At 73.6% G+C, this 20271-nt stretch carries 18 protein-coding genes and 1 pseudogene; 6 read left to right on the plus strand and 13 right to left on the minus strand.

The window, feature by feature from the left end:
• From NQU55_RS01980 to NQU55_RS01990, 3 genes are all read right to left on the minus strand, one after another.
• Positions 1–972 carry a hypothetical protein gene (locus NQU55_RS01980; protein WP_168092022.1) on the minus strand — a complete coding sequence of 324 codons (972 nt, stop codon included), beginning with the start codon at positions 970–972 and terminating at the stop codon, positions 1–3.
• A gap of 120 nt (positions 973–1092) precedes the next feature.
• A complete protein-coding gene (locus NQU55_RS01985; RefSeq protein ID WP_168092021.1) occupies positions 1093–2178 on the minus strand; it encodes a TIGR04222 domain-containing membrane protein in 1086 nt (361 codons plus the stop codon).
• Positions 2179–2267: 89 nt separating this feature from the next.
• The gene (locus NQU55_RS01990) at positions 2268–2759 is read right to left on the minus strand and encodes a MarR family winged helix-turn-helix transcriptional regulator (RefSeq protein ID WP_168092020.1); all 492 of its coding nucleotides are present in this window, start codon (positions 2757–2759) and stop codon (positions 2268–2270) included.
• 67 nt (positions 2760–2826) lie between these two features.
• Between NQU55_RS01990 and NQU55_RS01995 the strand changes: the two genes are divergently transcribed.
• Positions 2827–3945 carry a questin oxidase family protein gene (locus NQU55_RS01995; protein ID WP_168092019.1) on the plus strand — a complete coding sequence of 373 codons (1119 nt, stop codon included), beginning with the start codon at positions 2827–2829 and terminating at the stop codon, positions 3943–3945.
• 42 nt (positions 3946–3987) lie between these two features.
• Here NQU55_RS01995 and NQU55_RS02000 read toward each other — a convergent pair whose 3' ends face one another.
• The 3 genes from NQU55_RS02000 to NQU55_RS02010 all read right to left on the minus strand — a co-directional run bounded on the left by NQU55_RS02000 (position 3988) and on the right by NQU55_RS02010 (position 7286).
• Positions 3988–6213 carry a S1 family peptidase gene (locus tag NQU55_RS02000; protein ID WP_168092018.1) on the minus strand — a complete coding sequence of 742 codons (2226 nt, stop codon included), beginning with the start codon at positions 6211–6213 and terminating at the stop codon, positions 3988–3990.
• A complete protein-coding gene (locus NQU55_RS02005) occupies positions 6210–6542 on the minus strand; it encodes a trypco2 family protein (protein ID WP_240976226.1) in 333 nt (110 codons plus the stop codon). Before NQU55_RS02005 ends, NQU55_RS02000 begins: the two co-directional genes overlap by 4 nt.
• 102 nt (positions 6543–6644) lie before the next feature.
• Complete coding sequence (locus tag NQU55_RS02010) at positions 6645–7286, minus strand: CatB-related O-acetyltransferase (RefSeq protein WP_168092017.1); 642 nt, start codon at positions 7284–7286, stop codon at positions 6645–6647.
• 157 nt (positions 7287–7443) lie between these two features.
• Between NQU55_RS02010 and NQU55_RS02015 the strand changes: the two genes are divergently transcribed.
• The gene (locus tag NQU55_RS02015) at positions 7444–8346 is read left to right on the plus strand and encodes a class I SAM-dependent methyltransferase (RefSeq protein ID WP_168092016.1); all 903 of its coding nucleotides are present in this window, start codon (positions 7444–7446) and stop codon (positions 8344–8346) included.
• Here the strand turns inward: NQU55_RS02015 and NQU55_RS02020 are convergent.
• From NQU55_RS02020 to NQU55_RS02030, 3 genes and pseudogenes are all read right to left on the minus strand, one after another.
• Positions 8321–9010 (minus strand): annotated as a pseudogene (locus NQU55_RS02020) (alpha/beta fold hydrolase); the annotation flags it as partial. The gene NQU55_RS02015 and the pseudogene NQU55_RS02020 overlap by 26 nt on opposite strands.
• A 12-nt stretch (positions 9011–9022) precedes the next feature.
• Positions 9023–9535 (minus strand): hypothetical protein, encoded by a 513-nt coding sequence (locus tag NQU55_RS02025; RefSeq protein WP_168092015.1) that lies wholly within the window; start codon positions 9533–9535, stop codon positions 9023–9025.
• Between the two features lie 149 nt (positions 9536–9684).
• Positions 9685–10686: a helix-turn-helix domain-containing protein gene (locus NQU55_RS02030; protein ID WP_168092014.1), complete on the minus strand. Its 1002-nt coding sequence runs from the start codon at positions 10684–10686 to the stop codon at positions 9685–9687.
• Between the two features lie 210 nt (positions 10687–10896).
• Here NQU55_RS02030 and NQU55_RS02035 point away from each other — a divergent pair, with 210 nt between their 5' ends.
• Positions 10897–11427, plus strand: a complete 531-nt coding sequence (locus tag NQU55_RS02035; protein ID WP_168092013.1) for an RICIN domain-containing protein — start codon at positions 10897–10899, stop codon at positions 11425–11427.
• A gap of 76 nt (positions 11428–11503) precedes the next feature.
• On the opposite strand, the gene NQU55_RS02040 is transcribed toward NQU55_RS02035, so the two are convergent.
• The 4 genes from NQU55_RS02040 to NQU55_RS02055 all read right to left on the minus strand — a co-directional run bounded on the left by NQU55_RS02040 (position 11504) and on the right by NQU55_RS02055 (position 16359).
• Positions 11504–12292 (minus strand): aminotransferase class IV, encoded by a 789-nt coding sequence (locus NQU55_RS02040; RefSeq protein ID WP_240976225.1) that lies wholly within the window; start codon positions 12290–12292, stop codon positions 11504–11506.
• A 52-nt stretch (positions 12293–12344) separates the two neighbouring features.
• Positions 12345–14654 (minus strand): FUSC family protein, encoded by a 2310-nt coding sequence (locus NQU55_RS02045; protein ID WP_168092011.1) that lies wholly within the window; start codon positions 14652–14654, stop codon positions 12345–12347.
• Positions 14655–14769: 115 nt separating this feature from the next.
• Positions 14770–15684 (minus strand): aminoglycoside phosphotransferase family protein, encoded by a 915-nt coding sequence (locus tag NQU55_RS02050; protein WP_168092010.1) that lies wholly within the window; start codon positions 15682–15684, stop codon positions 14770–14772.
• Positions 15685–15780: 96 nt separating this feature from the next.
• Complete coding sequence (locus NQU55_RS02055) at positions 15781–16359, minus strand: hypothetical protein (RefSeq protein ID WP_206329130.1); 579 nt, start codon at positions 16357–16359, stop codon at positions 15781–15783.
• A 33-nt stretch (positions 16360–16392) separates the two neighbouring features.
• Between NQU55_RS02055 and NQU55_RS02060 the strand changes: the two genes are divergently transcribed.
• The 3 genes from NQU55_RS02060 to NQU55_RS02070 all read left to right on the plus strand — a co-directional run bounded on the left by NQU55_RS02060 (position 16393) and on the right by NQU55_RS02070 (position 20249).
• Complete coding sequence (locus NQU55_RS02060; RefSeq protein ID WP_206329129.1) at positions 16393–17115, plus strand: response regulator transcription factor; 723 nt, start codon at positions 16393–16395, stop codon at positions 17113–17115.
• Complete coding sequence (locus NQU55_RS02065) at positions 17112–18611, plus strand: sensor histidine kinase (protein ID WP_168092007.1); 1500 nt, start codon at positions 17112–17114, stop codon at positions 18609–18611. The genes NQU55_RS02060 and NQU55_RS02065 overlap by 4 nt, the downstream gene beginning before the upstream one ends.
• Positions 18612–18800: 189 nt before the next feature.
• Positions 18801–20249, plus strand: a complete 1449-nt coding sequence (locus NQU55_RS02070; protein WP_256789503.1) for a glycoside hydrolase family 18 protein — start codon at positions 18801–18803, stop codon at positions 20247–20249.
• The last annotated feature ends 22 nt before the right edge of the window (positions 20250–20271 follow it).

A 20271-nucleotide genomic window follows, 5' to 3' on the forward strand; every position in this document is an offset into this window, starting at 1 on the left:
CTACTGGATGTTCAGCCTGATGGGGTGGGCCGGGTCCGCCGGGCAGGTGAAGACGCGGAGCTCGCCGTGGCGCCCCACGCTGACGTCCGGGCCGTCGTGGCTGCTGTCCACGGTCAGGAACAGCCGCATGCGGGCCCCGCAGGTGCAGTCGATGGCCATGAGGTCGGTGAGGTGCCAGCTGGGCCAGCCGCCGGCCTTCCAGCCGGGGCGGCAGGCCAGGTCGCGGTGGTACTCGACGTCGTGGTCCTCCGCCCAGCGCTCGCCCTCGGCGTGCAGGTCTTCGGGAACCTCGTCCTGGTCGGGCAGGTCGGTGACCTCCACGGGGGCGAGCACACAGGGCCGGGGCAGGTAGCAGTCGTCGGCCCGGTCCGGCCGCGGCGGGTCGGGCACCGCCCCCACCACCCGGGACGACGAGCGGTACCGCAGGGTGACCATGGGCCCCCAGTAACGCGGCTGGCCCGGCGGGTCGCTGTGCTCGGTCGGGCACCACAGCATCTGCAGGACGTCCGCGCCCTCAGGCCAGGGCACGGCCGCGGGAGCGTCCCGCGCGTACAGCTGCAGGACGGGCACCATCGGCACGCCCGGGCCCGAGGCGTCCTGCGCCCAGCGCATCCGTTCCCACGTGACCATGTCGAGTGCCGAGGCGCCCGCCATGATCTGCTGCTGGACCAGGACCTCCTCCGCGGTGAGCTCGTACGCCCGGCCGGGGTTCAGGCGGCGCCGCTCCTTCACGGCCCGGTCGATCCGCTGCCAGGCATCACGCTCGTCGTCCGTCAGCTTCTCGTGCACCCGCACCGCGTGCGGTGCCCGGCACACGGGCCACGGCTCGTCCTCGGGCCAGAGCAAGGGCCCGCCGACGGAGCTGTCCCGGACGCCGGGAGCGCCCTCGGACGGCCTGAGCAGCGTCGCCGTGCGGGCGTGCGCCGCGAAGGCGGGCACCTCGGCTATCAGGGACTCGGCGGATGCGGGCAAGACGTACCCCTCTCGTGGAACTCCGGGCAGGCCCCGATCATGCCGGAAGGGACTGACACCGAGTGCCCGGCCCCCGGGGGACCGGCTTCCCCGGGCCCGGAGCCGGTGCCCGGAGCCCCGTCAGAATCCGCCCCCGCTGCTGCTGTCGGAGCTCGATCCGCTGTCGCTGCTGCTCCCGGAGTCGCCGGAGCCGCCCGAGTCCGAACCGCCGGAGCCCGAGCCGCCACCCGACCCCGAGCCGCTGTCGAGCGCGCCGATGACGTCGGACATCCACGACGTGGAATCCGTGGGGTCCGAGCCGACGCCGCACCGGGTGAGCAGGTCGCACAGGGGTGCGTCGGGCAGCGCGCCGGCCCCGTCGAGCGCGAGCGCCAAGGCCACGCCACCGGCCGCCGGGGCCGCCGACGCCGTCACCGTGGCCGCGTACGGGGAACGGGGGCGCCGGGCCTTGTGGACGCGCTGGGCTGCCCTCACCAGGTCCTCGCCGTCGGCCGTGGCGGGCGCCGGGCCTGGCAGCACGTTGTCGCCGACGGCCCGGCACGCGAAGCCGGCGAGGACCAGCAGGACGGCGACGGTCATGCGGTGGCCGTGGGCGGAGAACCCGCCTTCGGAAACGGTCGTGTCGAAGGAGAACACCAGCATGACCACCGCCAGGGCCGCCAGCCACGGATACACCTTGGCGCACAGGCGCAGCAGGAGGTGCCCGACGCGGAGCCGCCGGCAGTCCTCGGGGCCGTAGGCCAGGCCGCGCCCGGTGAGCGAGGCGCCGATCGCCACGGTCTCCTGATGGCCGATCAGCCGCTTGCGCAGGTCGCGCAGGGCCACCGGTGCCCCGCTGCGCCCGGCGGCCTCCGCGCACTCGGTGGTGATCGCGCGCTCGACGGGGGTGCGCGGCCGGGCCCCGGGGGCGAGGGAGAGGTGCCCCTGGTGGTCGATGTGCAGTAGCCCGTCCTGCTGCATGGTGAGCAGCGCGGTGTCGGCGGTCCGCGCGGCGCCTCCCTGGAGCCAGGCGATTTCGAGCACGTCGCGCGGAGCGCCGCCGGCGGCCGGCTGCCTTCCCCACCACGCCTCGGTGGTCACGGGCGGGAGCTCCGGGACGGGCGCGGGCCGGGCCCGGCGGGGGCGGGCCCGCATCAGCAAGCCGTAGGCGGCGCTCAGGACGGCGAGGGCGTAGCCGGGTATGAGGATGAAGTACCCGAAGGGCATGGTGGCTTTGTCTTCCTTTGGTGAGGAACGGGACGCGTCCGGTGAGGAGCCGAACGCGTTCCGCCCGCGGCGTCCCGCGGCGACGGAGCCTACCTCTGCACCTCGCGGACCCAGGCCGTGAGCCCTGCCAGGAACCCCGCCCTCTCGTCGGCCGACAGCCCGTCCAGGGCGCGCAGCAGCGGTTCGGTGCGCCGGACGATGAAGGTTTCGAGGGGCGGGCGGAACTCCTCGGCCAGGGAGACCAGGACGCGGCGGCGGTTCGCCGGATCCTCGGCGCGTTCCACGATCCCGGCCCGGCTCAGGCCGCCGACCAGGTCGCTGGCGGTGGGCAGCGACACCTGCAGCCGCCGGGCGATCTCGCTGACGGTCAGCGGCTGCCCGGCCAGCAGCTGGGGCAGGACGGCGCCGTGACGGGGGGTCAGTCCGTGGGTCTCCATCGCTTCGCGCAGCGGTGCCGGCATCAGTTCCCGGACCACCGCTCCTCGGTAGAACGGCTCCAACAGTGGTACGAGGCCGACGACTTCGAGCTCGGCCGGCGTCGGTTTCCGCGGGGCCTTCCCGGCCTCTGGGGTGTGCTGCATACTACGAGTGTATATGGTTTGGATCTCCAAACTATTTGGATAGTCGAATAATGCGAAGGGTCTCGCCATGACGTCGATCAGCTACAGCGATGCGCTCAACGATGCTCTGGAACGGATGGACGACCTCGGGTACGAGCGCGGGCAGGGTGTCGACCTCGCCAACCACGGCCCCATGGGCGCCGAGGCGCTCGCCCTGCTCGGGCAGGAGGACGAGGTCGCCCGCTGGGTGGTGCGCTACCGCAAGGCGATGGAGCACCACGAGCCCCCGGCCGCACGCTTCGCCCTGGACCCCTGGGACGAGTCCTCGTGGCGCCCCGCCCTCGGGGTCTTCGACCGGGCCGGGGACTGGGAGCGCCTCTTCGCCCGCGAACTGGCCGGCGCCCACTGGCGCGAGGTCCTCGTCCGCTGGTGGCCGCGCCTGATCCCGGGCCTGTTCGCCGGCCTGACCCACGGCCTCATCCGCACCGCCCACGCCGTACGCGGCCTGTACGCGGCCGCCGAGAGGCCGACCCCCCTCCAGCTGAACGAGCTGGCCCGCGGCCTGGCCTACTGGGCCGCCCGGTACACCGAACTCCCCGGCCGCCCGCGGCTCGGCGGCTCCTACGACCTGCACGCCGCGGTCGCCGCACTGCCCCGCGTGGCCACGGACGGCCCGATGGGCCCGGGCGTCGCCCGCCGGCGCCTGGACACGCTCGACCAACTGCCCGGCTACGACGAGTCGCTGGGCCGGCTCGCCCCGGAACAGGCGCCCCGGCTGCTGAGCGAGATGACCCTCCGGTTCACCGACGTCTACCTCGGCCACCCCGAGGTGTTCCCGGTCCCGCTGATCCACGGCGTCACCGCCCCCGCCGCCGTCCGCATCGTGCTCCCGCACCTGCCGCACGCCCTGCCAGAGCCGACCCTGGCCCGGCTCTGGCAGGTGCAAACCGCCTTCCTGCTGGCCTTCACCACCGACCGGCGCGAGGAGGACACCGACGCCTGGCGAGCGGAGACGGGGGACCTGCCCCCGCTGGACGAACTGGGCGCACGCGCCGCCGAACACGGCGACGAGCACGTCATCAAGTTCACCGAGGCGTGCCTGCGCGAGTACGCCCTGCGCCCCGACCCGCGCTACCCGGCCGCCGCCTACGCCGCGCAGCGGCGGATCACCCGCCTGGACGACGGCGGCGCGGTGCGAAGCGTCTGAGCGCGGCCGGGGCCTCGGGCGGCGCCTGCACGGCAGGCGCCGCTAGTCGCCGTCGCGGCCCGTGGAGCGCAGCTGCTGTCGGTAGCCGGCGATGTCGATGCGGCCGTCGGAGAAGTCCCTCAGGACCGCCTGGTAGGTGGCCGCCCGCTCTCGCGCCGACAAATGCCGCATGTTCACCGGGCGCCCTTCGGCCTCCTGCTGCCGGCTCACGTGGGCCTGCAGCCTCGCCCGGTGCTCGTCGTCCCAGTTGCGGAGCGTCCACGACGCCTCGCCCTCGTCGCGGGCGGCGAACAGGAACACCACGACGCACAGGCACAGGAAGCAGACGGTCGTCAGGATCAGGCCGACGTCGTGCAGCACCACCCCGGCCACCAGGACCGTGCCGAGCACGAAGCCCGCCTTCAGCAGGCCTCCCCGGAGGGCTGCCAGGCCGGCCGGGATCCACTTCTGCGGGCTCCGCAAGGGCGGCTGATAGGCGGCGCCCAGCCGTACGGCCTTCGGCAGCCGGGCGGCGTAGGCCGCCAGGGTCAGCAAAGGCAGGTGCCAGGAGATCGTGGCGGCCATGGACGGCCAGGTCGCGCCCCAGACGAGCCAGGCCGCCGCGACCGACAGCACGCCCCAGGCCCCCAGCCACAGCGTCACGCGGCCGGCCGCCCCCAGCCGGGCGGCCGGTGTGTACCGGGCGACCTCGTAGGCGGCCCACCGGCGCTCGTGTTCGGCATGGGCGGCCGCGCAGGCCCGGGCCTCCTCCTCCCGTGCCGCTTGCTCGGCCCGCTGCTTCGCCTCGTGCGCCGCCTGCTGCGCGAGCCGCTCCGCATCGACCGCGGCGTACGCGGCGAAGTCGGTGCGCACGAGCTGCCCGACGGGGGAGCTTGGATCGCCGCCCGCCGCGCACAGCCGGTCGTACCACCCGACGCTTCCGGCGGCGGGCGGCACCACGCGCCCGAGGGCGGTACGGATCCATTCGCCGGCCAGGGGATCGGGCAGGAGCGATGCCAGCAGGAAGCCCCGCGCGCCGCCCTCGGCCCACTCCCGGGCGGGAGCCGGCCAGTAGCCCACCGTCCCGGCCACCTGCCGCCAGGTCTCCCAGGCGTCCTCCCACGCCTCCTGCGTCCCGCGCAGGCCGCGCAGCTCGGTGAAGGCGGCCAGGGCGTCGAGCAACCCGCCCGCGCAGAGGTCCCGGTAGACCTCCGCCGCCGGGCCGTCGGTGTCCAGGCGGCCTTGCAGGCACGCCGTGGCCAGCGACTCCATGGTCACGCGCGTGCCCTTCCAGACCGCCTCCCCGTCCGGGTCGAGCCAGCCCAGCAGGTGCAGGACCTTCAGATCGGGCGTCACGCCCGGATCCGTCAGCCGGCGGTCGATCAGGTCGCGCCGGCCCTCGACGTCGTCGCTGAACGGGTCGTCGAACTGCTGCAGCCACGCCAGCAGATCGCGCCGGCCTTCGGCGGGCTCCGGCGCGGTGCCCGTGCGGTCGAAGAACTGCTGCCGGGCGGCGGTCCAGTGCGCACGGACGGTCCGCGCCAGGTCCCGCGGCGTCGCGTGCAGCACCCCGGCCAGGGCGAGCGGCTTCCTCGCCCGCGCGGCCGGCGACAGTCCGGTGACGAGCGGCGCGGCCCCGGCATGAAGGGTGACGACGTCGACGAAGGACGCGTCGTCGAGCAGGGTCCTTCCTTTGACCGCCTCCAGCCGCTGGTGCCGCCAGTTGCGGGGAGCCTCCGCCACGACGCCCAGCAGCAGCCCGTCGGCGAAGAGCGCGGCGCCCGACATGCCCTGCCACGGCGAATCGCCGCCGGCCGGCTCCGGCGTGACGTCCTTGACGTCCAGCACGTACCGGTTGCGGATGAGGCCCGAGCCGGGGCGCAGCGCGCACTCGATGTGCTCGACGTCCACGCCCCGGGACTTGTCGTGCTGGGCGCGGGGGAAGCCCATGGCCTGGCAGCCGCGGAGGGGCGAGTCGTCCGTCAGCCGTGCCCAGTGCACCGGGGACAGCCGGGCGGCGGTCTCCGGCCGGACTAGGTCGCTGCCGCAGAGCAGCAGGGCGGCGTCGCACGCCCCTTCTCCGCGCCACACCACCTGGGCGCGCCGGCTGCCCGTGCCGCCCACCACCGTCACCCGTGCCTCGGGCTCGTCCCCGAGGACGTGGGCGGCGGTGAGGACGAGCCGCGGCGTCAGCAGATAGCCGCTGCCCCGGCCGCCGGTGATGTGCACGGCGGCGACGCGGCCGTGCTCGGGGCCCACCGGCCGGCCGGCGCGTAAGGTGCCGCTCACAGCGGGCCGGCACCGGCGAGGCCGGACACGTCACCCTCGTCGTCGTCGGAGATGAGCACGGGAGTCCCGTCGGCCAGGACGGGTTCGAGGGTGAGCGAGACGCGGTGCGTGCGCGTCCGGCTGATACCGGCGTCGGTCTCCCCGGAGACGACGAAGGCGCGTATCCCGCCCCGCGCGCGGGCGTCCTTGCGCAGCTCGACGGTGAACTCCAGCGCGATCGGACCCACCTTGAAGGTGACGTCGCTTCCGGCGCCCTGAGCGGCGGCACTCATCAGCTCGTCGCGCACGGCCTGCACCGCCTCGGCCAGCTCCATGTCCCCGGACCCCAACGCATCCCCCTCGTACTGTCGTTCGTCTCGAAAATATGCTGACCCAGAGTAAAGCAGGTGGGTGTCCCCTGCCCCCGAGGCATCTCATGCCTCCGAGGTGTCTCATACCCCCGGGGCGGCGGCCTCCAAGTCGTCGATGCTGCCCGACATGATGGTTCGCACGTGCTCGGTGATGTGCTCCGCGGGCCAGTCCCACCAGGCCACCGCCAGCAGCCGGGCGACGTCCTCGGCGTCGTAGCGGGTGCGGAGGAGACGGGCCGGGTTGCCGCCGACGATCCCGTAGTCGGGCACGTCCGCGGTGACGACCGAGCCCGAGCCGATGATCGCGCCGTGCCCGATCCGCACGCCGGGCATGACGGTGGTGCCGTAGCCGAACCAGACGTCGTTGCCGACGACGGTGTCGCCGCGCCCCGGCAGGCCGGTGAGCAGGTCGAAGTGGTCCGCCCACGAACCGCCCATGGTGGGGAAGGGGAAGGTCGACGGGCCGTCCATGCGGTGGTTGGCGCCGTTCATGATGAACCGCACGCCCGTGCCCAGCGCGCAGAACTTGCCGATGACCAGCTTCTCCGGCCCGTAGTGGTAGAGCACGTTGCGGGTCTCGAACGCGGTCGCGTCGTCCGGGTCGTCGTAGTAGGAGTACTCCCCGACCTCGATCAACGGGGACTTCACCAGGGGCTTGAGCAGCACCACCCGGGGCTGGCCGGGCATCGGGTGGAGCACGGTCGGATCGGCGGGAACGGGCATGGTTGATCATTCCTTACGGAGGACGTACCGGTTCCCGTCCATGATCGCAGCGCCGGTTCCGGCCCGCTCCGGTGGCTGCCGCCCCTGCGGGAACCGATCGGGTGCCGGGCCGTCGAGCCTGCCGCTACGGGGCGTTGCCGCTCCGTAGCATCGGCGCATGACGACGACGCAGGTCCCGGGCTACGTGTTCGACAACGAACATGCGGAGGCCGCCGAGCAGCACCGCTGTCTGGCGGGTGCGTACGACGCCTTCACCACCCGCCGGTTGTCCCGCCTTCCCCTCGCTCCGGGGTCGGTGTGCCTGGAGGTGGGGGCGGGTGGCGGCAGCGTCGCGCGGTGGCTGGCGGAAAGGGTGGCTCCGGGCGGCTCGGTGCTGGCCACGGACGTCAAGCCGCAGCACACCCCGCCCACGCCCGGCGTGGAGGTGCTCACCCACGACATCACGCGCGACCCCCTCCCGGAGGCCGCCTTCGACGTCATCCATGCCCGGCTGGTGCTCCTGCACCTGCCCGAGCGCATCGACGTCCTCCGGCGCCTGGTCTCGGCGCTCAGGCCCGGGGGGTGGCTGCAGCTCGACGAGTTCGACGAGACGACGTACGGACCGCTGGTGTCGCTCGGCAGGTCGGGGGACGCGGCCGCCGCGGCGTACCGGAGCTATCTCGGGGCCAAGCTCCGCCTCCTGCAATCCGCCGGCGCGGACCTCACCTGGGGGCGGACCGCCGCCACGGCCATGCACCGGGCCGGTCTCGTCGGCATCGACGCCGAGCCGGACGTCCAGCAGTGGCGCGCGCACTCGCCGGGAACGGCCCTGCAGGTCCACAACACGCGGCACCTGCGGGACCGGTTCCTGGCCGTGGGCATGACCGAGGAGCAGCTCGACGAGGCGGCTGCGGCCATGAGCCACCCCGACTTCCTGGCGAGCTCCTGCCTGATGTACTCGACTCAGGGGCAACGGCCGGCCGGCGAACCCGCGGCTGCCGGGGCCGCAGTCGGAAGGTCCGCGGAGACGGCATCCGCCGGTGCGGGGGCCGCGCTCACCGGGCGGACGGCGGCGAGGTGAGGAAGCCGCCGATCTCGCGGGCCACGGCCTCGGGCTCGTCCAGCATCGACAGCACGTACGCCCCGGGCACTTCGGCGTAGCGCCCGGCGGGCCGGAGCTCGGCCAGGCGGCGTCCGTGGGCGAGGGGCATCACGCGGTTGTCGGGCGACCACAGGACGAGCGCGTCGCCGGTGAAGCGGCGCAGCGCTTCGGTGTCGCGGACGAGTTCCGTCTTGTCGAACGGTCCGCGGCAGTACGCGATCAGGTCGCGGCGGATGCGGGGGTCGCGCAGGAGAGGTTCGGTCCAGCGGCGGGCGAGGGCGTCCGGCACCGGCCGCCGGGTCATCTGTCCCATCAGCGGGGGAAGCCGGCGGACCGGGCCGATCCGCAGCCGGCGGGCGGCGATCCGGAGCCCACCGGGCATGCTGACGGCAAGCTTCACCATCTTGCCGGGCAGTCCGGGCGGGAAGTTGCCGAACGCCTCGCACGGGAGGATCACCTGCCGGGCGACGCGCCGGTCCAGGCCGTGGGCGGTGAGGAAGAGCGCCCCGCCCCAGTCGCTGTGCACGAGCGTGACGTCGTCGAGGCCGAGGGCGTCCAGGAGGTCGGCGACCAGGCGGACCTGACCGCGCAGCGTGAGGTCGGCGCCGGGTGGGCGGGCCGTGACGAGGCCCGCCCACCCGGGACCGGACGGGGCTTACGGGTGCCAGATCTCCTTGATGGTCTTCACCTTGCCCTCGGGGTCGAGCGTGATGTCGTAGATGTTCCCGGAGCAGCTGTAGGGCGACTTCACGGCGGAGCTGTTCGTCATGCAGTCACCGGCGTGCGTCCACAGCTCCCCGACGGGGACCGTCTTGGTGGACCCGGCGCCGGTGGCCAGCTCCGCCTTCACGTTCTCGGAGAACAGGTAGTAGTTGGCCTTGCCGTCGCCGTGGTAGATCCAGTCGTTGGGCGTGCAGGCCGGCTTGGCGTCCTTGGCGGTCATCGAGCCCTTGGACGGGGGCGCGGCGACCTCGATCATCTTGTGGCCGGCCGGGAGCTTCGGCGGCTGACCGCAGTCGCCGCCGCCGTTGTCCGCGGAGCCGCCGCTGTTGCCGCCGCTTCCGCCCTTGCCCGTGCTCGGCTTCGCCGACGGCTGGGAGGAGGCGCCGGAGCCGGTGGCGGTGTCCTCCTCGGGCCCGCAGGCGGTGGCGGCGCTCAGTGCGGCCACGACGGCGACGGTACTGATGAGACGTCGAGTGCGAGTCATTTCTGATCCCCCGTAGTGAAATGTGACGTGATCATGATCGATCGAGGGGGATTTCTACACCACGGAGCACGCCAAGATCCAATCGGTGTGACGGGCGGCCGCCCGCAGGCTCAGCTGCGGCGGGCGCCGGCGCGCCATTCGCGGGGCGATACGCCGTAGGCGGCACGGAAGGCGCGGCTGAAGTGGGACGGGCTGGTGAAGCCGAAGCGGTGCGCGACGGCCGTCACCGACGGCGCGCTCCTGCCGGGGCGGCCGAGCTCCCGGCGGCAGCGCTCCAGCCGGCGCTCCAGGATCCAGCGGCTGACGGTGATGCCCTCGGCGCCCCCGGTCCCCTCATCGCGGAAGAGCCGGTGCAGATGGCGCACGGAGATGTGGTGGGCGGCGGCGACGGTCTGCGGGGACAGGCCGGGATCGGCGAGGTGGCGGTCGATGAAGGTCTTGACGCGCAGCCGCAGCGCGGTGCGCGCGGGGTCGGCGCCGGTGCCCGGGTCGGGGGGCGTGCGGTCCAGCCGCTCGGCGAGGAGCGTGGCCAGCAGGTCCGCGGCGTTGCGGGCGAGCATGTCGCCGATGTGCGGCGGCGGGACGTCCGTCATGGCGGCGAGCCGGGAGAAGAAGGGGACGGCCAGCGCTGCCACCGGGCTGTCGGCGCCCAGGGGCACCGCCGTGATGCGGTGCAACTCGGCCTCGCGGAAGCCCACCATCGACCGCGGCACCTGGAACACGTGCATGCAGTGGCGGGCGGGCAGGGTGCTGGTGTAGGGGCGGGTGGTGTCGAAGAGGGTGAGTGAGCCGGCCCGCAGCAGCGTCTGGCCGTCGTCCTGGTCGATGACCAGTTGACCGCTCTCCTGCACGCACACGTCGAGGTAGTCGTCGTGTCTTCCGTCAATCCCCCGCGTCTTCTGGCGGACCTGCACGGGATCGGAGACCGTCGTCGCCACGCGCAGGGGCCCGAGCTCGTCAGCGGTGATCGTGCCGGCGAAGGGGGCCTCGGTGGGCGTGGAGATGTCCAGCCGGACCGAGGCCAGTTGGCCGTAGGTCTGACCGATCACCTCGTACCAGTAGTCCAGCCGGTCTTCGGCAGGCACCGTCGCCGTGGAGAGCACGATGCTCATGAAGATCCTCCTCCGCCGTGGTCACTCCTGTCTTTCTGACGGTCCGTGAGGCGGGTGCGTTCAATCGACGAGGCACTCAGTGACAAGTCCTCGGGCGCGGAGAGTCAATCCGGCCCTTGCCTATGGCCATAACTTCCCCTTGCGGTGACTGATTCCGCCGCACAGCAAGTCCGCTGAGCAGTGACGAAGCACGACTGTTGGAGGTATCGCGTGACCGGTACGAAGAACAGGACGGCGGCGCGTGCCGCCGTGGTCGGTCTGGCCGCCGCCCTGCTGGCGGGGGCTCAGGCCGGCTCCGCCTCGGCGGCCCCATGGGTCGCGGACAAGGTCCGCATCAAGGCCGGGAACGGCCAGAACGAGTGCGCCACCGAATTCGAGAGAGCCTCCCGCCCGATCGTGCTCCAGCGGTGCGACACGGACGACCTCCGGGGCAACTGGCGCATCATCCCCTGGAACGAACACGGCTACTTCATGGCCAAGAACTGGGCCTCGGGCGAGTGCCTGACCGCAGGACCCCAGCCCTCGGAGCAGGTCTACACACTGCCCTGCGACCGCTCCGACAGCGGCCAGCTATGGATCTTCGACTGCAGCAACGGCCACCTGATGAGCGCAGGCCCGACGACGCTGCTGACGTGGTGGAACGACAACAAGGTCAGCACGCGGTTCTTCTCGCCCGAGCTGAAGGCGAAGCAGTCCTGGAACGTCGTACCGCGGCCGGGGCCCTGCGCATTGGGCGGGTGACGGGCCGGAGGGTACGCCGGGGCGGGGCCGGCCCCGGGTCCGGAGCCGGGACCGACTCCGGACCGCCGGGGTCGGATCAGATCACGTCCCACGGCGCGGCTTCGTACAGCCGCTGCAGCATGCGCACGGGCTCCGCATCCGACGGGAACCGCACGTCGTCGATGAGCGGCACGGGGGAGACGCCCACGGAGTTGCAGACGAACGCCGCGTCGAAGCGCGCCACCTCGTCCAGCCGCACCGCCTGCCGCCGCCACGGCAGGCCCGCCCGGTCCAGCTCCCGCTGCAGCACCAGCAGGGTGATGCCGTCCAGGGCGGGGGCCGAGGGCCAGACGACCGTGTCGCCGTCGATGAAACCCACGTTGGTGATGGCGCCCTCGGCCACCGTGCCGTCGGGCTCCACCAGCAGTGCCTCGTCGAAGCCCGCGGCCTTCACCTGCCGCAGGTGGTAGACCTGCCCGAAGACCCCCACGTGCTTGAGGTGGGCGCTCGGCCGGGCGTACGGGACGCTGCGCACCCGCTGCGGGCCGGGCTCCGGCACGGCGGGCCGCAGGATCACCGCGGTCACCGTCCTGTCGCCCGGCTCCGGCGCGTACACGTAGAGCCGCGCCGACGCGTCGCGCACGCCCGCCTCGTCCAGGGCGCCCCGGATCCGGTCCCGCACCAGCCCGCCGTCCAGCCCCTCGCCGAAGAGCTCCTTGGTGGCGGTGTCCAGCCGGGTGAGGTGGAAGTCCAGGCCGCGCACCCGGCCGTCGCGGACCTGCATGGCGGTCATGTGCCCGTAGCCGCCCATCAGCGCGAGGAACAGCGGATCGGCGTCGAGGGCGCGGCCGTCGACCTGGACGTACGGGGTGGAAAGATCGTTCATGCTCATCACCGTACGTCGCGGGGGAGGGGGACGGCGGGAGCCGGCGTCGCGCTCAGCGGGCGGCCTCGGCCCTGCGGACGACCCGGGCCGCGTCGTGCGCCACGCCGGTGAGCCACGCCTCGGTGTCGGCGATCAGGAGGACCGCCGTGGGATCCGTATTCCCATCTGCATCTGCATCTGCATCCGGCGTCCGGGTCTGTGCCTGTGCGACCGCGCAGCGCAACGGTGCCGACTCCGCCGGCGGATACGGTCCGGAGAGCTGCGGCACCACCGTCCCCGCCGAGCGGACGACCTGGGTGGCCCGTAGACAGTCGTCCGCCACGCGGTCGGCCAGGGCCATGAGCAAGGCGGTCGCGTCGGCGGGCAGTTCGGTGCCCTCCCCGTCCCGGCGGGCCGCGAGCAGCAGCGCGCCGCCGCTGACGGCGTGGTGGCCGGGCTGCATGGCCGTCTCCCAGGGAGGGCTCGCCCGGTCCCGGCCGGCGTGCTCCGTCCGGTACTGGGTGTGGGCCGCCTGGGCGAGGAGCATTGCGGCGTGGGCCGGACGCAGGGGATCCGCGGAGCCGTCGCGGGTGCGGGCTTGCTCCCGGCCGGGGCCGTGGCACAGCCCGAGAGTCACGGTCTTGCACGCCTCCGCGCCCCGGCCCATGAAGTTCACGACGGAGCGCCGCAGTTCGCCGCCCGCCCCCTTGGGCCACGCGACCAGGCTCGCCGCGGCGCCCAGGGACCCTCCGATCACCACGTCGAGGAGCCGTACCGCGGGCAGCCGGCGGTCCGGGGGCAGGATCTGGGCGAAGAGCAGGATGAGGACGAGGGTCAGCGCGGCCTGTGTCCAGGCGGTGCCCAGCACGGGGCCCACGCTGAAGCCCACCAGGAACACGACGGGCGCCGCGGCGATGTAGAAGGCCGGCGTATCGCCCACCACGACGACCATCAGCGTCGCGAGCGCCGCGCCTGCGGCCACGCCGAGGAACGTCGGTGGCAGGGCGCCGCGGGTGTCCGCGGCCGAGGTGCGCATGAGGCTGATGAGCGCCAGCAGCACCCAGAAGCCGTGCGGCAGGTCCAGGGCGCCCACGATCAGCCGTGCGACCGCCAGCGCGAAGGCCACGCGCAGGGCGTTCTGCAGGAGGACCGAGCGCGGGGTCAGATGCAGCCGCAGCCGCCGCCACCACCGGGCGGGAGGGCGCAGGGCGGCGTACGGGAACGGGCCGCCCGGCCGCTGCCACCGGGCGTCGAGAGGTGCCCCGAAGGCGATCCGGGCGCCCTCGCCGGCCAGCAACGCGCCCGTGGCGGCCGCCTGGACGACCGAGTCCTGCCGCAGCCGCAGGGCCGTGACGCCCGCGAGGCGCCGGGCGCGGTCCGTACGGAAGGAGGACAAGGCCGTGGCCAACGCGTCGTCGCGCGGCCCCGGGGTCCCGGAACGCAGCACCTGCCCGGTCTCCCGCAGGGCCGCCGCGGTGCGGTCCAGCAGATGCGCGGCGGCGGGGTCCGGCCCCCTGGCACCGCCGAGCAGCCGGTCCAGCTGAGCCCGTACGTGCCGCACGGCCGCACGGACGTCGTAGCAGGCCCGGTCCCGCAGGGAGGCGGACGTGGGGCGCTCCGCCGGCGGCACCCGGGACAGCAGCGTCGCCTGCAACGCCTGGTAGGCCGCCTCCTGGTCCCGCTGCGCGGCGGAGCGGTCCGCGGCTTCGCCGTCACCCGCGCCGGGACCGGGAACGGGGTCGGAACCGGGACCAGGGTCGGGTCCGGGTCCGGGGCCGGGACTGGGTCCGGGGCGGGGGCCCGCCATGAGGCGGCCGATGGAGGCGCAGTAGCCGGCCAAGGCGTCCACCGCGTCGGCGAGGAGGACTCGGTACGGGACCGGTTGCTCGTCGCGCCACAGGAGCCGGTCGACGAGGGCCGTCAGCAGGATGCCCACCGTGAGCCCGCCGAGCCGCTCGTCCAGCGTCTCCGGGGCGTAGGGCGGGAAGCACGGGAGCAGGTAGTACAGCTGGAAGGCGGCGGCCAGCCCGCCCAGGCGCGGGCCGCCGACCCCCAGGAACGAGGTCGTGAAGCCCACCACGAACATGCCGCAGGCGGCGCTCCACGAGTGCGCGGCGAGCAGCGTGCCGGCGGTGACCAGGACCCAGCCGGCGGGCAGCACCGCGAGGAACGTCCGCGTCCGCTGCTCCGCGGGCCCCGGGACCTGGGAGAACAGCGTCAGCGGCAGCGCGCCGAACAGGGCGTAGAGGGCCATGCCGGGCGCGTCGAAGCCGTAGCGCAAGGCGTAGAAGCCGGTGAGCCCGGCGACGGCGGCCCAGGTCGCACGCCGGAGGTACTCCGGCCCCTGGTCCTGCCGCAGCAGCCACCGGAGCGGGCCGGTCACCACCACGACGGCTCCCGGCCGGCGGGGGGAGGCGTCACGCTCGCCACCCTAGGCGAACCACACACCTTCGCAACCGGGAGTGCCCCTTCGGCCGGCTGCACTGAGGCCGGTTACGTCAGGGACGGCCCAGCAACGCCGCGGCAATGGCAACCTGTGCAGGTTCCAGCGCGGTCCTGCCGTCGTCGAGGTCCCAGAGGGCGTTCTGGAGCACCCGGCCGAGCGTCCAGCCGGTCGCCCGCTGCCGGTCCAGGCCGAGGGTCTCGGTCAGCCGGTCGAAGCGGCGGAGCACCGTACGTTCCACGTCACCCGCCGCGACCACCTCGTCCCACCGGTTGTCGAGTGCCGGAAGCAGCTCGAATCCGGGGTCGCCGGCCAGGGGTTCGGGGTCGATGGCGAGCCACGGTTCCCGTTCGCCGGCGAGGATGTTGTCGTAGTGCAGGTCCCAGTGGAGCAGGCGGTCGCCTGCTTCGCCGATGAGCTCGGCCACGGCGGAGGCGCAGGTGCGCACGAGCCGCCGCTCGGCGGGGTCGCGCAGCGCCGGCACGGCTTGCGGGACCTGGTCGAGCATGGCGGCGGCGATGTCGGCCAGCTGCCGCAGCCCTTGCGGGGCGGGCACCGAGGTCAGGCGCGCCAGCAGTCCGGCCAGGATCTCCATGGCCCGGTCGTCGTCGGACACCGTGGACAGGGTCCGGTCCGCGTCGAGCCGCTCCAGCAACTGGGTGCCGCTGGGGGCGTCATGGTCGAGCAGCCGCACCACGCCGTCGCCACCCCACGCCCGCAGCCCCGCGGCGGCACCCGCGGTCTCCTCCCGGACCTGCTGGAGCTTGAGCACGGCGGGCGTACCGTCGGCCCGGAGGACCGGCAGCACGAGCGAGGCCATCCCATGGACGGCCGGCCCGTCCGGCCGCAACTCCCACCGCTCCAGGAACTCGCCGCCGAGCCGCGGCAGCCCGTCGATCCACGCGCTCGCCTCGGCGCCGTGGGCGCGGTAGGAGGCGGCGAACGCATCGGGAATGTCGATGAACGCCATGTCTGTCCTCACTCAGTTGTCCAGGGTCAGTTCCCCACGGCCGGTTGATCACCGGCAGTTGCCCACCGTCAGCCGCCCACTGTCAGCCGTCGGCCGTCAGTTCTCCACGGTCTGGACCCGCGGCGGATGGCCGTTCCACGTGACGAACACCGACGTCGTCTTCGTGCCGGCCATGAAGTCCACCCGGATCCAGGCGCTCTGCTTCCACACCCGCATCCGCCACCCCTCCTCCGGCGTCGCCGAGACGAGCGCGGCGGACTTCTCGCCGAGGTCGAAGACCGCCCGGCCGCCCCGGACCGGATAGCTCTTCACTTCGCCGGCGCCCGGCTGGGATTGGGCCTCGGCGCTCTGCGTCGCCCCGGCCCCGGCCCCGGATCCGGACCCGTCTCCCGTCCCGGGTGCGGACGTGTCCGGGGCCGGGGGCGCGAGTTGCTTCCCGGAGGGGGAGGGGGTGCCCGGCAGCGCGGGGGAGGGCGGTGGGCCCGGCGTGCGGGCCGAGGAGGCCGGTTCGCCTATGGCCGGGGCCGCGGTGCCGGAGATCGGCAGTGCGCGCGGCGGCTCGTAGGCCGTGCCCGCCAGGACGGTGCGCACCCCGTACCAGGACACCGCCATGGCGGCCGCGGTCGCCAGCATCCACGCCAGGGCCTGCATGATTCCTCGTCTCACCTGGCTCATAGTGCCTCACCCGAATGGCGTACGGTGCGGGCCATGGCAAGACTGCTCGTAGTCGAGGACGACCCGTTCGTGCGCTCCGCCCTCATCCGGCAGCTCACCGAGGCTTCGCACACCGTGCGCAGCGTCGGGACCGCTCTCGAGGCGTTGCGCGAAGTGGCGCAGGTCGGCTTCGACCTGGTCATCCTCGACCTGGGACTGCCGGATCTCGACGGGGCGCAGGCGCTGAAGATGCTGCGCGGCATCACCGACGTGCCGGTCATCGTGGCCACCGCCCGGGACGACGAGGCCGAGATCATCCGGCTGCTCACCGACGGTGCCGACGACTATCTGGTCAAGCCGTTCTCCGTGGCGCACCTGACCGCACGCATGGCCGCCGTCCTGCGCCGGACGGGCCGGGGCGGCCCGGCGGGCGACCCCGCGCCGTCGGCCGCGCTGCAGGTCGGCGGCCTGTCGGTCGACCCCTTGCGCCGGCTGGCGGAACTGGACGGCGTCCCCCTGGACCTGACGCGCCGTGAATTCGACCTGCTCGCCTACCTGGCCGGCCGCCCGGGCGTCGTCGTCCCGCGCAAGGAGCTCCTCGCCGAGGTCTGGCAGCAGTCCTACGGGGACGACCAGACCATCGACGTGCACCTGTCCTGGTTGCGCCGCAAGCTCGGCGAGACCGCCGCCAGCCCGCGCTACCTGCACACCGTCCGCGGGGTCGGGGTGAAGCTGGAGCCCCCGGCCGCGGGGTCGGCTCTCCCGGAGCAGCCGTGAGATGGGCGCTCGTCAGGGTTTCGCTGGCCGTCACGGTGATGGTCGTGCTGGCCTTCGCCGTGCCGCTCGGCCTGGTGGTCAGGGAACTGGCCCGGGACCGCGCCTTCGCCGACGCCGAACGGCAGGCCGCCCAGATCCGGCCCGCGCTCGCCATCACCACCGACCGCGACCAGCTGGAACGGGCGGTCGCCAGCTCACAGGCCGGCGGCGACGGGCGGATGGCCGTCCACGTACCCGGTAACGTCGGCGAACAGGACGGCAGCGAACAGGACGGCAGCAAGCGGAACGGCAGCAAGCGGAGCGACGGCGATCAGAACGACGGCGATCAGAACGACGGTGCACCGAACGACGGCGCGCAGCAGGGTCCCGGCGCCGAAGGGCACAAGGCCTACGACATAGGCCCCCGCCGGGCCGACCCGCGGGACGTGGAGACGGCCCGCCGCGGCCGCTCCACCGTCACCTCCGTGCCCGGCGGCTACGCCCTGCTGCAGCCGACGGCCCTGAGCACCGGCGAGTTCGCGGTGGTCGAGGTGTACGTGCCGCACCGCGCCGTCGGCAACGGCGTCACCACGTCCTGGGTGATCCTCGCCGGCGTGGGCCTCGGCCTGATCGCCGGTTCCCTCGTGACCGCGGACCGCCTCGGCCTGCGCCTGGTACGCCCGGCGGAGCGGCTCGCGAAGGCGGCCGCCGAGCTGGGGGAGGGCAAGCTGGGCGTCCGGGTGCGCGAGGACGGGCCGGCGGAACTGCGGGCCGCGGCCGTCGCGTTCAACTCCATGGCCGACAAGATCGTGCAGCTGCTCTCCAACGAACGCGAGCTCGCCGCCGACCTCTCCCACCGCCTGCGCACCCCGCTCACCGTCCTGCGCCTGAACGCCGCCTCGCTCGGCGAGGGCCCGGCCGCCGAGCAGACCCGCGCCGCCGTCGCCCAGCTGGAGCGCGAGGTCGACCAGCTGATCCGCGCGGCCCGCGAGCAGGGCGAGCAGAAGGAACGGCCCACGCTCGGCTGCGACGCCAGTGAAGTGATCCGCGAGCGGATGGACTTCTGGTCCGCGCTCGCCGAGGACGAGGGCCGCACGGTCCGGCTCTCGGGCGTCGACGCGACCGTACGCGTCCCCGTCGCCCGCCCCGAACTCGCCGCCGCCCTCGACGCGATGCTCGGCAACGTCTTCCGGCACACCCCCGAAGGCACCGCCTTCGCGGTCGACGTGCACCACAGCGAGGACGCCGTCATCGTGCTCGTCTCCGACGCGGGCCCCGGCATCGCCGATCCGGACGCCGCGCTGCGCCGCGGCCACGGCGACGGCGGCCCCGGCTCCACCGGCCTCGGCCTGGACATCGTGCGCCGCGTCGCGGAGTCGACGGGCGGCGACGTACGGATCGGGCGGTCGGTGCTCGGCGGTACGGAAGTGCGGGTGTGGCTCTCGCCGGACGGCGGCGGGTCCAAGGGCCGTGAGCGCCGCCGCCGGCGGGTACGGCGGGGGCGGCCGCGCCGCTGATCCCGGCCCAACCCTCGTTGACAGCCTCCCTCACCTCTCGCCTCTCACTCCTCATTACCCCCCGCCGATGCGTTCCTTAACGCAGTCATAAGGACGGGGCCGGGGAAGCCGATTCGACGATTTGCCGGTTTTGGTCTCGCTAGCGTGCCGCACGTACCAACCCCCCAACCCAGAACAGGCAGGCACGCGATGGGTTCCTCCGCACACCGCCGACGAGTGAGCCGCAAGGCGAAGCTCGCCGGTGCCGGCCTCGCCGCGGCGATCGCGACGGGCGCCGCGTTCACCCTCACCGGCACGGCGCAGGCCGCCTCGGTCGGCGCGGCCTTCTCCCGGACCGGCGCCTGGTCGGACGGCTACACCGGGCAGTACGTCCTCACCAACGACACCGGCAAGGACCTGGCGGGCTGGAAGCTCACCTTCGACCTCCCCGCCGGCGCGAAGATCACCTCGCTGTGGAACGGCAAGCACACCGTCAGCGGCCGCAGCGTCACCGTCGAGCCGGAGAGCTGGAACGCGACGATCGCCCCCGGCAAGTCCGTGACCGTCGGCTTCGTCGCCGCCGGCAACGGGATCGGCGCGGGTGCGGCCGACGCCCCGGCCAACTGCCGGATCAACGGCACGAAGTGCTCCGTGGACAAGGGCCCCGGCCCGCAGCCGTCCACGGGGTCCACCGGGCCCACCACCCCGACTTCCGCCCCGCCCCAGCCGCAGCCGACCGCGACCTCACCGGCTCCCGGCGGCGCGAACACCGCCTTCGCGCCGTACGTCGACACCTCTCTCTACCCCGCCTACGACCTCCTGGACACTGCCAAGAAGACCGGGGTCAAGAACTTCAACCTCGCCTTCGTCACCTCCGGCGGCGGCTGCACGCCCAAGTGGGGCGGGGTCACCGACCTCGGGAAGGACCCCGTCGCGCAGCAGATCGGGAAGCTGCGCCAGGCGGGCGGCGACGTACGGGTCTCCTTCGGCGGCGCCGCCGGCTCCGAACTGGGTCTCGTCTGCTCCTCCGCGGACGAACTCGCCGCCGCGTACGGCAAGGTCGTCGACGCGTACAAGCTCACCAAGGTCGATTTCGACATCGAGGGCGCGGCCCTGCCCAACGCCGCCGCCAACACCCGGCGCGCCCAGGCGATCGCCACGCTCCAGAAGAAGCACCCCGGACTGGACGTCTCCTTCACCCTCCCGGTCATGCCCACGGGCCTCACCCAGGAGGGCGTTGACCTGGTCGGGAACGCGAAGAAGAACGGCGTCTCCGTCTCCGCGGTCAACGTCATGGCGATGGACTACGGGTCGTCGTTCAACGGCGACATGGGGCAGTACGCGATCGACGCCGCCACCGCGACGCAGGCGCAGGTCAAGGGCGTGCTGGGGCTGAGCGACAAGGCCGCGTGGAAGGCCGTGGCGGTCACCCCGATGATCGGTGTCAACGACGTGGCCGCCGAGGTCTTCAAGGTCGACGACGCGGCGCAGCTGGCCGCGTTCGGCCGGTCCAAGGGGATCGGCTGGCTGTCGATGTGGTCCGCCGCGCGCGACAAGCAGTGCCCGGGCGGTGCGCAGAACTCCGCATCCGCGACCTGCAGCTCGATCCTCCAGGACGAACTCGCCTTCACCAAGGCGTTCGCCGCCCGCAAGGGCTGACGCGCTTCCCGTTCCCCTCTTT

It is taken from the genome of Streptomyces telluris (genome assembly GCF_024519335.1).
Taxonomy (GTDB): Bacteria; Actinomycetota; Actinomycetes; order Streptomycetales; family Streptomycetaceae; genus Streptomyces; species Streptomyces telluris.

Excerpts from the sequence above, each read along its gene's own strand:
- NQU55_RS02030 (WP_168092014.1), bottom strand. The coding sequence starts at position 10,686 with ATGAGCATCGTGCTCTCCACGGCGACGGTGCCTGCCGAAGACCGGCTG.
- NQU55_RS01995 (WP_168092019.1), top strand. The coding sequence starts at position 2,827 with ATGACGTCGATCAGCTACAGCGATGCGCTCAACGATGCTCTGGAACGG.
- NQU55_RS02055 (WP_206329130.1), bottom strand. The coding sequence starts at position 16,359 with ATGAGCCAGGTGAGACGAGGAATCATGCAGGCCCTGGCGTGGATGCTG.
- NQU55_RS02040 (WP_240976225.1), bottom strand. The coding sequence starts at position 12,292 with ATGAACGATCTTTCCACCCCGTACGTCCAGGTCGACGGCCGCGCCCTC.
- NQU55_RS02050 (WP_168092010.1), bottom strand. The coding sequence starts at position 15,684 with ATGGCGTTCATCGACATTCCCGATGCGTTCGCCGCCTCCTACCGCGCC.
- NQU55_RS02060 (WP_206329129.1), top strand. The coding sequence starts at position 16,393 with ATGGCAAGACTGCTCGTAGTCGAGGACGACCCGTTCGTGCGCTCCGCC.
- NQU55_RS01990 (WP_168092020.1), bottom strand. The coding sequence starts at position 2,759 with ATGCAGCACACCCCAGAGGCCGGGAAGGCCCCGCGGAAACCGACGCCG.
- NQU55_RS01985 (WP_168092021.1), bottom strand. The coding sequence starts at position 2,178 with ATGCCCTTCGGGTACTTCATCCTCATACCCGGCTACGCCCTCGCCGTC.
- NQU55_RS02070 (WP_256789503.1), top strand. The coding sequence starts at position 18,801 with ATGGGTTCCTCCGCACACCGCCGACGAGTGAGCCGCAAGGCGAAGCTC.
- NQU55_RS02010 (WP_168092017.1), bottom strand. The coding sequence starts at position 7,286 with ATGCCCGTTCCCGCCGATCCGACCGTGCTCCACCCGATGCCCGGCCAG.
- NQU55_RS02015 (WP_168092016.1), top strand. The coding sequence starts at position 7,444 with ATGACGACGACGCAGGTCCCGGGCTACGTGTTCGACAACGAACATGCG.